The following is a 12,717-nucleotide window of genomic DNA, read 5'->3' on the forward strand; positions in this document are numbered from 1 at the left end:
CGTTAGGCTTGAACGACCGGAATGTTGGCGTTCGCTGCAGCTTCACGGAACTCGGCGATCTGGTCGAAGGACAGGTAGCGGTAGACATCGGCCGCCATGCTGTCGATCTTGTCCGCGTATTCCATGTACTCCTCGACGGTCGGCAGGCGACCCAGGATGGAAGCAACAGACGCCAGCTCGGCCGAGGCCAGGTAGACGTTCGCGCCGTCACCCAGACGGTTCGGGAAGTTACGGGTCGACGTCGACACTACGGTCGAGTTCGGTTCTACACGTGCCTGGTTACCCATGCACAGCGAGCAGCCCGGCATTTCCATGCGTGCGCCGGCTTTGCCGTAGATGCCGTAGTAGCCTTCTTCGGTCAGCTGGTGAGCGTCCATCTTGGTCGGCGGCGACAGCCACAGACGGGTTGGCAGCTGACCTTTGACCTGATCCAGCAACTTGCCGGCAGCGCGGAAGTGACCGATGTTGGTCATGCACGAACCGATGAACACTTCGTCGATTTTCTCGCCAGCAACGCTGGACAGCAGACGGGCGTCGTCCGGATCGTTTGGCGCGCAGAGCACAGGCTCTTTGATGTCGGCCAGGTCGATTTCGATGATTTCAGCGTATTCGGCGTCAGCATCGGCAACCATCAACTCAGGGTTGGCGATCCAGGCTTCCATCGCTTGAGCACGACGTTCCAGAGTGCGCGCATCGCCGTAGCCTTCGCCGATCATCCAGCGCAGCAGGGTGATGTTGGAGCTCAGGTACTCGGTGATCGATTCTTTCGACAGCTTGATGGTGCAACCGGCAGCCGAACGTTCAGCCGAGGCGTCGGACAGCTCGAAAGCCTGTTCGATGCTCAGGTTGTCCAGGCCTTCGATTTCCAGGATGCGGCCGGAGAAGGCGTTCTTCTTGCCTTTCTTTTCAACGGTCAACAGGCCAGCCTGAATCGCGAAGTAAGGAATGGCGTGAACCAGGTCACGCAGGGTGACGCCCGGTTGCATTTTGCCTTTGAAGCGCACCAGGATCGATTCCGGCATGTCCAGCGGCATAACGCCGGTGGCTGCAGCAAACGCAACCAGACCGGAACCGGCCGGGAACGAAATGCCCATCGGGAAACGGGTGTGCGAGTCACCACCGGTACCGACGGTGTCCGGCAGCAGCATGCGGTTCAGCCAGCTGTGGATGATGCCGTCGCCCGGACGCAGGGAAACGCCGCCGCGGGTCATGATGAAGTCTGGCAGGGTGTGGTGGGTGGTCACGTCGATCGGCTTGGGGTAAGCCGCGGTGTGGCAGAAGGACTGCATCACCAGATCAGCGGAGAAGCCCAGGCACGCCAGGTCTTTCAGTTCGTCACGGGTCATCGGACCGGTGGTGTCCTGGGAACCGACGGTGGTCATCTTCGGTTCGCAGTAGGTGCCTGGACGCACACCGGCTACGCCGCACGCCTTGCCGACCATTTTCTGCGCCAGGGTGAAACCCTTGGTGCTTTCGATCGGGGCATCCGGTTTCTTGAACAGGTCGAACGCTGGCAGACCCAGTTCGGCGCGAGCCTTGTCGGTCAGGCCACGGCCAATGATCAGCGGGATACGACCGCCGGCACGGACTTCGTCCAACAGCACAGGGGTCTTCATTTCGAAGGTGGTGATGACTTCGTCGGTACCGTGCTTGCAGACTTTGCCAGCGTGTGGGTACAGGTCGATCACGTCGCCCATGTGCATGTTGGTGACGTCGAATTCGATTGGCAGTGCGCCGGCATCTTCCATGGTGTTGTAGAAGATCGGAGCAATCTTGTTGCCGAAGCAGAAACCGCCAGCACGCTTGTTCGGCACGTAAGGCACGTCATCGCCGAAGAACCACAGCACCGAGTTGGTGGCGGATTTACGCGAAGAACCGGTACCGACCACGTCACCGACGTAAGCGATCGGGAAGCCTTGGCCGCGCATTTCTTCGATCTGCTTCATCGGACCGGTGACGCCCTGGACGTCAGGCACGATGCCGTCGCGAGCCATTTTCAGCATGGCCAGGGCGTGCAGCGGGATGTCCGGGCGGGACCAGGCGTCCGGAGCAGGGGACAGGTCGTCGGTGTTGGTTTCGCCGGTGACCTTGAACACGCGCAGGCTGATCTTGTCGGCCAGCACAGGGCGGTTTTTGAACCACTCGCCGTCGGCCCAGGATTGCAGCACGCCTTTGGCGTGAACGTTAGCGTTCCAGGCGCGTTCAGCGACGTCGTGGAAAGCGTCGAACATCAGCAGGGTGTGCTTGAGTTCTTCGGCCGCGACCGGGGCCAGTTCAGCGTCGTCCAGCAGGTTGACCAGCGTGACGATGTTGTAGCCGCCCTGCATGGTGCCAAGCAGTTCAACTGCGCGCTTCTTGTCGATCAGAGGGGAATCGGCTTCGCCTTTGGCGAGGGCGGAGAGGAAGCCGGCCTTTACATAGGCCGCTTCGTCCACACCTGGCGGAACGCGATGGGTGATCAGGTCAACGAGGAGCGCTTCTTCTCCAACCGGAGGATTTTTCAGCAGCTCGACCAGGCCAGCCGTTTGTTCGGCATTAAGCGCCAAGGGTGGAAGCCCTTGCTCGGCACGTGCTTGTAATTGTTGTACGTAGGTCTCGAGCACTGGGCTTCTCCTGTCATACCGCGTGTTGTTGAGTGAACGAAGAAGGTGCAAAGCAGCCGGGTATTGGTTCACTGAATAAAGGTAGGAACAGTCGTTCGGCAATCGAGGGTGACCACCCAAAACCACCGGATCAACTGTTCCTACAAAAGGTGTTCTGTCTCGAAGCCGGAAGGCACAGATCGGTGTCTGTCCCCATCGGAGATGTTCGCCAATGACACTCATTGTCGACACTATTTCGTGATCGAGCCGAAATATAATGATTTATTGGAGGGTAATCAACAGGATTGTCGACACATTTTGAGTATCACCCACAGTGTGGCGCCGCTAATGGCGGTTGAAAGGGCTGGAAATTTGATTGATCGCACAAGGTGTCGACAATGTGAGGACGCCTGTTGCAGGCGTCCCAGAGCCCTCAGCCGATCGGCTCGACCGTACAGCTCATCTCCCCAGCGCCTGGTTTCTGGAAAAACACCCCGTTTACGCTTTGTCGGAAGCTGTAGTTCCCTTTGTAATCCTTGCCGATGTAGCGGGTTTCCAAATCACTGGGCATCTGGTTCAAGGTAATCGAGGCGTTTGCCCATTTCAGGTAAACGACACCTGGTTGCGTGTTAAAGAAAGTGGCGGCAATCGGCCCGTTGAGTCCGCTACAACGTAACGTCAGGGGGCCATCGGTCAGTCTGTCGGGATCCTTGGTTCTCACAATGGCCGAGCCTTGGCGTAGCTGGTGCGCACGCTCGGCATAACTTCGGACCGTGCAGGCCTTGGGCTCCGGCGCGGTGCCACACTGGTTGCGGGCAGCGATCCAGAACTGCTGGTCGATCATGACTTTTTCGGGAGGGGGTACGGAACGTTCATCCGTGAGCGCCAGGCGATAAAGACGCATCAGTTCAATATCCATCTGCGCCAGTTGCGGGTCGTGGCAGATGAGATTTTCTACGCGTGCCTTGGCGCTGGCGCAGTCGAAGCTGGTCTTGTAGGTTCGTGAAGGCTTGGATTTCTTGGCAGCATTGGCACAAGGAATTGTCGCCACGCATACGCTGACGAGAAGGCAGGTGAAAAGGGCCGTGACCGTTTTCATGTTGATGTCACCCGGATCATTTACTGAACAGGACTTTAGGATCAAGTGGTCACCGTATTGTTCCTCCAATAGCAAAGCTTTTGGCGCGGATGACATTTAAATATCAGACTTAATATAGTCGCAGCTGAGCCATGGCGGTAGCGGCGCCGGCAAACGACGTTTTGTTGCAGCAACTGCGCAACAGACTCGCGATGAACGGCCGCCTGGATTATTGCCGCATGGAGCCATCAGCACCCCTTGCGTTCCGGGCAACCGTCAATCACCGCCCCGACTTCCAACCCCGGACACAGCTGTGGTTCCTATTCCTGGCGAAATCGTTGGGCTCGCTCGACGCTGTGGTTCATCTGTGCAGCCGCGTGGACGGTCAAGGGGTGCTGGGTAAAACCGGGTCGGGGAGTAATGTAATCGGCCATTTCCCGGGCAATGGCGAGCTGACGTTCCGAGCCTTCGGCCAGCAGCGCGATGACCAGGTTTTCCAGGGCAATGACCCGGACACGCAAGTGAACCAGTTCGGCGTTGGTCAGCGCGGGCGGGGCGGTAAACGCATCTTCATCGATCGATGTGGCTGCGGCTTGATCGTCCCATGTCGACAACGGTGGATGGTTTGGTGTCTCAGTGTTCGGGAAAGGATTTTTATTGAGCATGTACGTGGTCTCCAAGGCTGTTCTGCGGTTAGAAGCTTAGTCCCTGGATCGCGATGGGGGGAGAGCAGCCGCTTGTTGATATCGATCAAGGAGGGCGCTGCGCATAAGCTGTAGGGTGGAAAAACGCCTCTCACTCATCGGAGACCGGCATGGCCAAGAACTTCCCCGTCAACCCCAAACACCCCGAACGGATCTGCTGGGGGTGCGACCGATATTGTCCGGCCAAGTCGTTGGCTTGCGGCAACGGCTCTGAACGTACGATGCATCCGGCCGAACTGTTTGGAGAGGATTGGTGCGTGCCTGGCGACTGGGGCATAGAGATGTCGCCACCGCAGCTTCCAGCCGCTCATTCGCTTAAGCCGCTGAAAAACGGATAGAAGTCGGCGTTTTCAGACCAGGATTCACTGAGTTCAACTCGCGAGAAAAGCTGATCGGGAGCGATTGTGCAATGGCGTAGTACGCAGAGACCACTACACTAGCACCTGCTCCATGAAGTACCCCGGGCACTTACTATCCAACCCCTGCGTGGACTTGATGTCCGTCGCCCGGATAAACGGTGGCAACTGTCGATAGCGAAGTGGAATACGTGTTTGCCACGCAACCAGCGAAATCGCAGTAAAAGAAGGGAGTGTTATTATGAGTGGCTATAACGCAGTATTGGCAAGAAATACAGAAAGTGCTCCAAAAAGCATAGGCCCGTATTCACAAACTGTAGCGTTCTCTCATTATAATAATCTTTCAGCTCAATTACCGATTGATCCAGAAACTGGCAAATTGGTAACTGGCGGGGTGCAGGAGCAGGCTGGGCAGTGCTTCAAAAATATCAAGGCCATTGTTGAAAGCATCGACCATGTTATGAATGATGTGGTCAGGGTTACTGTATTTCTTAAAAACATCTCAGACGTTGAAGCTGTGAGTGAAGTGTATACAGCTTTCTTTCCTGACTATGTCCCTACATTAACGACAGTCGCCGTTGCCGCTTTGCCTATGGGTGCTTTGGTGCAAATTGAAGCGTTGGTTTCAAATGGCGAGGGCACAATCCCGAATGCACCGCAGGCAGGCGATCTTGTAAAAGTGGTAAAAAACACGGAAAACGCACCCGTTAGCCCTCTGTCTGCGCAAGCCGTAGCTTTTTCTCATTACAACAACCTTTCCGCGCAATTACCTATCGATCCAGTAACTGGAAAATTGGTAGCGGGTGGTGCAAAAGAGCAAGCCAAACAGTGCTTGAGAAATATCAAGGCAATTCTGGAAAGCATCGACGTTCCTTTTGACGATATCGTCAAAATAAATATCTTTCTAAAAAACCTATCGGATATTGAAGCTGTAAACGAAGTTTATACAACATTTTTTCCGGACTCGGCGATAGCCCGGGCCGCAGCCTATATTCCTGCACGGACAGTCATTTCAGTGTCGGCTCTACCGATGGATGCTTTGGTACAAATCGAAGCTGTTGTGTCGCACGGAGATGGCACGCCGCCGCAAGCTGTCGAAGACAGGCATGGACTCATCATAAAAGCGAACAATACGGAAAATGCGCCAACAGGCTTTCTATCTACACACACTGTCGCTTTTTCTCATTACAACCATATCTCGGCCCAATTGCCTTTAGATTCAAAGACGGGGGAGGTGGTAGCGGGCGGTGTAAAAGAGCAGGCTGGACAGTGCTTGAAAAACATCAAGGCCATTGTCGAAAGTATCGACCACGTTTTGGAGGATGTGGTTAAGGTCAATATTTTTCTTAAGAATATCGAGGACATTGGTGTTGTGGATGAGGTGTACACGACCTTCTTTTCCGGTGGTGTTCCTGCACGAAGGACAGTGGGTGTATCAGAGTTGCCTAAAAGTGCTTTAATTCAAATAGAAGCAGTTGTAGCCAACGCCGAGGGCACGCCTCCAGCATCATGATAGAGGTTCTTGTCAATGCAGAAGTAGTGGCGGTTTCTGCTAATACTTATGGTGAGTGCGAAAGTTCATAGATAACGTAAATAAAAAAGGGAAGTCTGGAATGGTATCCAGCTTCCTTTTTTTATAATCGATACAGCAACAGCGTTATATCTTTTCTGAGTGGGGATGTATCAGAAATATTTGAGCCAGCCGATATCGCGACGACGCGCCTTCAATGTGGCGAACCAGCGCACGGGTAAATATAGCGCCCAAGCCAAGAGTGCCGCCGTCAGCCACACAGCCCAAACGCTGTCGAAACCGAAGTAATTGCCTTGATTCAAACCGAACAGCGCCATGCTCACCAGATACAGCACTTTCAGTACGTATAGATGGAGCAAGTAGAAGAACATCGGCGCCGCACCAAATACCGCCAACGTGTTGATCCACTTGCGTTGCTGAGCCCGTTCAAAGCCAAGAAGCAGCAACAGGCCTACCCCTAACGTCAGTGAGAGGAACAATAGGGAAGGCGGGTATTTGGTAATGTTGAAGAAACTCATGAGGGTTTGTGTTGTGCTGCCATAGGCCACCCAATGAGCCTCGCCATAACCATTAACCAGACGCAGCGCGACGAAACTGACTAACGCGCCGGCCCCTGCCAGGAACAGATATCGCTGACGCGTGGTGACGGACGCAGAGGGGGAGAACCAGGTGCCGATGCAGAAACCCAGGGCAATCACGCCGATCCATGGCAGCACAGGATAAGAGCTGCGAAGGCGCAAGCCGTCTGAGAATTCGATCCAGCCGCGATCATGCAGAATGGCCCAGGGCACGTGCATCGCTGAATCAACCGGAAAGTGCAGTGAATCGAGCAGGTTGTGCCCGGCGATGATGCCCAGGCTCAGAACAAACAGGATTGGCCGAGGGAGCCAGACCAGTATGGCGAGGGAAATCATGCTGACGCCAATGGCCCAGATGACCTGCATGTAAATCACACTGGGCGGGAACTGAAATGTCCAGGCAAAATTCACCAAGGTGAACTCCAGCAGTACCAGGAATAGACCTCGCTTGAACAGGAAGGCCGCCACATCGCTTTTGCCTTGGTGCTTTTCGCCGTACAAACAGGCGGACAATCCAGTCAGCAGTACGAACACTGGCGCACATAAATGGGCGAGCGTCCGGCTGAAAAATACTGCGGGTTCGGTGGTGTCGATGGCCATCGGGTCGACAACCTGGCGGTGCAGCAGGAACGTTTCGCGCACGTGATCCAGTAGCATGAAAATGATCACTAATCCCCGAAGGGCGTCTATGGATAGCAGGCGTTTATTTGCGCTCGGGGTGGGGGCGATATGAGTAAAGTTCGTCATCGAAAGCCGCAGGCAGGAGTGGATATAGCTGTCATTACATCGACAGATCAGCAATCGATATAACATATCGCCACATTCTGACCGTAATGCTTTCCGGCAGGCCCCTCGGCGACTCGGTGTCAAAAGCGAGTGGACATGCCGAACTCAGCAAAGTCGCCCACGTCAGACTGGCAAACAGCTGTCGGTCCGAACACAGAGCCCGTTGGCTATTTAAACAACGGCGTCCTAGAACTTTTTCCTATTTATCGGTCTATGTGGATAGGCACATCCACTCGGTAAACGCAGTCGGATGGCCACACGTCAAATTGTCAATCAGAGGTTGTCTTCGCTCATGAAATTCCATGATCCACGGATGGTGCTGTTCGGCCTGTTCGCGTTCGCGGCAGTGGGCTCGGCATCAGCAACACAGATGAAGACCTCAACCCCTGTTTTCGTAACTGAAGTCGCAACCGTTAAGGCTCCTGTCGAGGTTCCCGCAAACCCATGGCCGACCTTGGCCAGTAAGGGCGGCATCCAGTCAGGGCCGCTGCTCGCCCATGACGACCGATATTGGCATGACGACCGCTGGCACGATCGCAGGGACGATTGGCGCCGAGACAACTGGCGCAGAGATCAATGGCGTAGAGAGCAAGCTCGCCGTGAAGCCGAGCGCCATCGTGACTGGGATCGTCACAATGATAGGGCCATGCGGCACCGTTACGAGGACGACCGCCGCTACTATCGTCGCTAGTGCGAAGCCAATGGGGTAAATGCGCCTGCAACAAGGGCGCTTGTCCTCGCCCGACTCACGACTCAGTACGAAACCGCACCACCACTTCCTCCACCAGCGAATAAGCCGATCCGGGTGGTTCGGCCGCTGTTGAAGCCGTTGGCACCGCTTACGACGCGGGCACTTCGGCATAGCCGTGCGGTGGATCGTCGGCAAGAATAGGTCGACCCACCGTCTCGGCTCGTTTCGTGTTTCAGGCTGCAGCGCTCACGCCCGCGCCTTTTCCCTGCGACGGAATGTCATGCAGGGAGATCCTTGAAGTCTCCGGCAATGCCAGTCCACCCGCCAGCGCGAGTAAAGCCACCGCGATGAGATAGAACGCCGGCGACAAGTTGCTACCGGTGGTACTGATCAGCCACGTCGCCACCAGCGGTGCGGTGCCGCCGAAAAGGGTATACGCCATGTTGTAGGTGATAGCCGATGCGGTGTATCGGGTACGGGTCGGGAACGTTTCCGAGAGCAAGGCCGCCGTAACCACACCGCACAACACCGCGCCAATCGCCAGGAGCATAACCCCGGCGATGGAGGCGGCGAACGAGCCGGAGCTGGCCATCAGGAACGATGGATACACGGCCACAATCAACAGAGCGCAAGCGGTCATCACCGTTTTTCGACGCCCGACCCAATCCGAATACAGCCCCGCCAGTGGGCAGATCGCCGCAGCGAACAGCAAGGCAATCAGTGACACCAGCAACGCAGTGGCGCGGCTCAGGCCCCCCGCGACTTGCAGGTAAGTAGCGAAGTAGGTGGTGAACATATAAAACGATAGCGCGGTGAGCGACACAAAAGCGCCGAGGCAGCAGATTGCGGCACCATGGTTGCGCAAGGTTTCCTTAAGCGGGGAATGGGCCACTGCATGTTCTTGAGTCACCGCCTGGAACGCCGGTGTCTCATCGAGCTTCCAGCGCAAGTAAAGACCTACCAGGCCCAGCGGCGCGGCAATCAGGAACGGCAAACGCCAGCCCCAGCTACCCATCGCTTCGACCGATAATGACGCCTCAAGCGCGTAAGCCACCACGGCTGCCGCAGCGAAGGCGGAAAATGTCGACACCGGAATGAAGCTGCCATACCAGGCGCGTTTATCGTGCGGCGCATGCTCCATCAAATAGGCACAGGCACCTGCGTATTCTCCCCCGGCGGAAAAGCCCTGGGCGCAACGGATCAGGGAAAGCAGAATCGGCGCCAAGACCCCGATCGTGGCATAAGTGGGTAGCAGACCGATCAAGGTCGTCGCACCGGCCATCAGCAGAATTGTCATCGCAAGGGTTCGCTTGCGGCCGATCCTGTCGCCCAGCATGCCGAAGAAAATCCCGCCAAGGGGCCGAAACGCAAACGCCACGGCGAATACCGCAAAGGTTTTCAGCAGGGCGACACTGGCATCGCCACTTGGGAAAAATTGCTGGGCGATGGTCGTGGCCAAAAAGCCATAGACGGCAAAATCGAACCACTCGACGAAGTTACCGATGCCGGCGGCCACAATCACTTTTCGGAGCGTTCCTGGGCTGACTTGTTCTGTCGTTGCGCTCGTCATGCTGGACCTCGATAGTTCGTTAGTAAGCTTTCGATTATCGGGGCAGGCACCACGGCGGTTTGCTTCAAAAGTGTCATCCACATAGTCAGGACCGACTTCATGCGCTTGAATCAGGCATTACTCGCGCCTTCGCGAGGTGGACTGGCAAACAAGGTCCTGCGCTGAGGCGCGCATGGCAACGCATTGGTTGTCAAAACGCTCTAGTTCGCAGCTTTGGCTGATCTCTGTCGTAAAACTGTCATGTTACGGTCATAGAATTGACACGAGTTCTTACACTTCACCTAAGATGGCCTCTGGCCTTTTTCACGGATGAGCAAGCCCCATGCGTCGTGTCGTATTCAATCAGAAAGGTGGCGTTGGAAAATCCAGCATTGCCTGCAACCTTGCCGCTGTGAGCGCAGCCGAAGGCTACCGAACACTGCTGGTAGATCTCGACCCCCAGGCAAATTCGACTCACTACCTCACTGGCTTGATCAACGAGCGCATTCCAGCGGGCATCGCCGATTTTTTCAAACAGACATTGTCTGGCGGCTTCGAAGGCAGAAAGAGTCGCGTGCATATCACCGAGACCCGTTACGACAACCTCCATCTGGTGGCTGCCAGCCCTGAACTGTCAGAGCTCCAGTCAAAACTGGAGAGCAAGTACAAGATCAATAAGCTGCGCAAGTTACTGGTCGAGCTTTCCGAGGACTATGAGCGCATCTACATCGATACACCTCCGTCACTGAATTTTTACACCTTCAGCGCGCTGGTGGCGGCAGACAGGTTGCTGATTCCGTTCGACTGCGACAGTTTTTCTCGTCAGGCGCTGTATCACGTCATCGCGCAGGTAGAAGATCTACGTTGTGATCACAATGAATCACTGACAGTGGAAGGCGTGGTGGTTAACCAGTTCACTGGACACACTGGCTTGCACCAAAGTCTTGTGGATGAGTTGCTGGCAGAAGGTTTGCCTGTGCTGCCGGTATACCTGAGCAGCTCCGTCAAGATGCGCGAATCTCACGAGGTGTCAGTCCCCCTCATTCATTTGGCTCCTCGTCATAAGCTTTCGCTGGAATTTGTCGGTTTGCTCGATGCCCTGGAACGGGCTGCTTAGTTCACAGATGGCGGCCCCTCCGGTTGCGCCTGAAGTTCGTGCCGCTGAAACAATGACGAAACATTCCAGACCTATGATTCGCTTCACCGAAACCTAAGGGGGTGGAGATGAATAGGCCATCAAGAAGCATGCGCAAACTGCTTGACTCCGTCGCATCGAATAATGAGGTAGCGGCACTCGATGTGATGCGCGCAGCAGAGCAGCTCAAGGACGAAGTGCTTCGTCAACGGTTGCTCAACATGATTCACCAGCTCAACCAGGACGCCAATGACTTGCGAATGGCGCGCGACAATATTCAGGGCGGCGCCATAAAGCTCGCGTAAGTAGTTGGCATCCTCATATTTTTTATCGGCGCTGAAAAACCAGTGCCTGGTCCTGACCGCCAGGCACCGGACACCCTCAAAAGCGCGGTTTGATGGTTTTCCATTCAGGCTTGTAACGCTGCATCTGCTTCACATCATCGCGCTGGCGAATGCCACACGTCAGGTATTGGTCATGCAGCTTGCCCAATTGATCGTGATCCAGCTCCAGGCCCAATCCGGGCGCTCGGGTAATTTTCACGCAACCATCGACGATGGGCAGCTTGCCGCCCTTGATCACCTCTTCATCCGGCTCCTGCCAAGGGTAATGGGTGTCGCAGGCGTAATCGAGATTGGGCACCGAGGCGGCGACATGGGCCATGGCCATCAGGCTGATACCCAAATGCGAGTTGGAATGCATGGACACGCCTACACCAAAGGTCTGGCACATTTTCGCCAGCGCCTGAGTGTCGCGCAGACCGCCCCAATAGTGGTGATCAGCGAGGACAATCTGCACGCTGTTCAAGGCCACACTGCGGCGAAACTCATCGAAATCAGTGACCACCATATTGGTCGCCAAAGGCAGACCCGTGCGTTTGTGCAGTTCGGACATCCCCTCAAGGCCCGGCGTCGGGTCTTCATAATATTGCAGGTCGTCGCCCAGCAGTTCGGCCATGCGAATCGAGGTTTCCATGGACCAGTTAGCGTTCGGATCGATCCGTAGCGGGTAACCCGGGAAGGCCTTTTTCAGCGCCTTGATGCACGCCACCTCATGCTCCGGCTCCAGCGCGCCAGCCTTGAGCTTGATGCTCTTGAAACCATAGGTCTCGATCATGCGCCGAGCCTGGGCGACGATCTGCTTTTCGTTCAGCGCTTCACCCCAGCTGTCGGGTTTGTATGGCGAATCGATATGCTGGGCGTACTTGAAGAACAGATAGGCGCTGAACGGAATCTCGTCACGAATCGCACCGCCCAGCAAATCCACCAACGGCACGTTCAGCGAGTGTGCCTGTAAATCCAGGAACGCCACTTCGAACGCCGAATACGCATTGCTCACCGCTTTGCTGGCGTGAGAGCCGGGCGCCAGTTCTGCGCCGGCGATGTTTGCCGGTTTGTTCGACGCCACGGTGGCCTGCACGATGGCGCGCAGCTGATTGAGATTGAACGGGTCGAGGCCGATCAGCTTGGTTTGCAATTGCTGCTGGATCGCCAGCGCCGGAGCGTCGCCGTAACTCTCACCCAGGCCAATGTAGCCATTGTCGCTCTCGATCTCGATGATCGAGCGCAGCGCGAACGGTTCGTGGATACCACTGGCATTGAGCAGTGGCGGATCACGGAAAGCGATGGGGGTAACGGTGACTCGTTTGATTTTCAAGAGGCTGCTCCCTTTGAAAGGCTTGTTGATTTTTAGGACGAGCCGATCATGGAGGTGGCAATTGATCCCGT

Annotated in this window: 11 protein-coding genes; 5 read left to right on the forward strand and 6 right to left on the reverse strand. The window is 55.8% G+C overall.

The features are described from left to right. Positions 1–2: 2 nt before the first annotated feature. The 3 genes from acnB to PMI22_RS25945 form a co-directional block, all read right to left on the reverse strand. Positions 3–2,603, reverse strand: a complete 2,601-nt coding sequence (gene acnB / locus PMI22_RS25955; RefSeq protein WP_007943028.1) for a bifunctional aconitate hydratase 2/2-methylisocitrate dehydratase — start codon at positions 2,601–2,603, stop codon at positions 3–5. 412 nt (positions 2,604–3,015) lie between these two features. Continuing rightward, positions 3,016–3,681 (reverse strand): lysozyme inhibitor LprI family protein, encoded by a 666-nt coding sequence (locus PMI22_RS25950; RefSeq protein WP_033048723.1) that lies wholly within the window; start codon positions 3,679–3,681, stop codon positions 3,016–3,018. 299 nt (positions 3,682–3,980) lie between these two features. Continuing rightward, positions 3,981–4,325 (reverse strand): hypothetical protein, encoded by a 345-nt coding sequence (locus tag PMI22_RS25945; protein ID WP_007943030.1) that lies wholly within the window; start codon positions 4,323–4,325, stop codon positions 3,981–3,983. A 149-nt stretch (positions 4,326–4,474) separates the two neighbouring features. Here PMI22_RS25945 and PMI22_RS30225 point away from each other — a divergent pair, with 149 nt between their 5' ends. Together PMI22_RS30225 and PMI22_RS25940 are read left to right on the forward strand one after the other, a co-directional pair. After that, positions 4,475–4,702: a DUF3079 domain-containing protein gene (locus PMI22_RS30225; RefSeq protein WP_007943032.1), complete on the forward strand. Its 228-nt coding sequence runs from the start codon at positions 4,475–4,477 to the stop codon at positions 4,700–4,702. Between the two features lie 259 nt (positions 4,703–4,961). After that, on the forward strand, positions 4,962–6,233 hold the full coding sequence (locus PMI22_RS25940; protein WP_007943034.1) for a RidA family protein: 1,272 nt from the start codon (positions 4,962–4,964) through the stop codon (positions 6,231–6,233). Positions 6,234–6,403: 170 nt separating this feature from the next. Here PMI22_RS25940 and PMI22_RS25935 read toward each other — a convergent pair whose 3' ends face one another. Further along, positions 6,404–7,576, reverse strand: coding sequence for a DUF1624 domain-containing protein (locus tag PMI22_RS25935; RefSeq protein WP_007943035.1), 1,173 nt, complete (start codon positions 7,574–7,576; stop codon positions 6,404–6,406). 331 nt (positions 7,577–7,907) lie between these two features. On the opposite strand from PMI22_RS25935, the gene PMI22_RS30230 reads away from it, so the two are divergent. Then, positions 7,908–8,306: a hypothetical protein gene (locus tag PMI22_RS30230; RefSeq protein ID WP_007943036.1), complete on the forward strand. Its 399-nt coding sequence runs from the start codon at positions 7,908–7,910 to the stop codon at positions 8,304–8,306. 232 nt (positions 8,307–8,538) lie between these two features. Here PMI22_RS30230 and PMI22_RS25930 read toward each other — a convergent pair whose 3' ends face one another. Then, positions 8,539–9,876 (reverse strand): MFS transporter, encoded by a 1,338-nt coding sequence (locus PMI22_RS25930; RefSeq protein ID WP_007943037.1) that lies wholly within the window; start codon positions 9,874–9,876, stop codon positions 8,539–8,541. Between the two features lie 322 nt (positions 9,877–10,198). On the opposite strand from PMI22_RS25930, the gene PMI22_RS25925 reads away from it, so the two are divergent. Next, positions 10,199–10,972 carry a ParA family protein gene (locus tag PMI22_RS25925; protein ID WP_007943038.1) on the forward strand — a complete coding sequence of 258 codons (774 nt, stop codon included), beginning with the start codon at positions 10,199–10,201 and terminating at the stop codon, positions 10,970–10,972. Positions 10,973–11,079: 107 nt separating this feature from the next. After that, positions 11,080–11,295, forward strand: coding sequence for a hypothetical protein (locus tag PMI22_RS25920; protein ID WP_007943040.1), 216 nt, complete (start codon positions 11,080–11,082; stop codon positions 11,293–11,295). 76 nt (positions 11,296–11,371) lie between these two features. On the opposite strand, the gene PMI22_RS25915 is transcribed toward PMI22_RS25920, so the two are convergent. After that, complete coding sequence (locus tag PMI22_RS25915; RefSeq protein WP_007943041.1) at positions 11,372–12,646, reverse strand: glucarate dehydratase family protein; 1,275 nt, start codon at positions 12,644–12,646, stop codon at positions 11,372–11,374. Between the last annotated feature and the right edge of the window lie 71 nt (positions 12,647–12,717).

It is taken from the genome of Pseudomonas sp. GM21, assembly GCF_000282215.1.
GTDB lineage: Bacteria > Pseudomonadota > Gammaproteobacteria > Pseudomonadales > Pseudomonadaceae > Aquipseudomonas.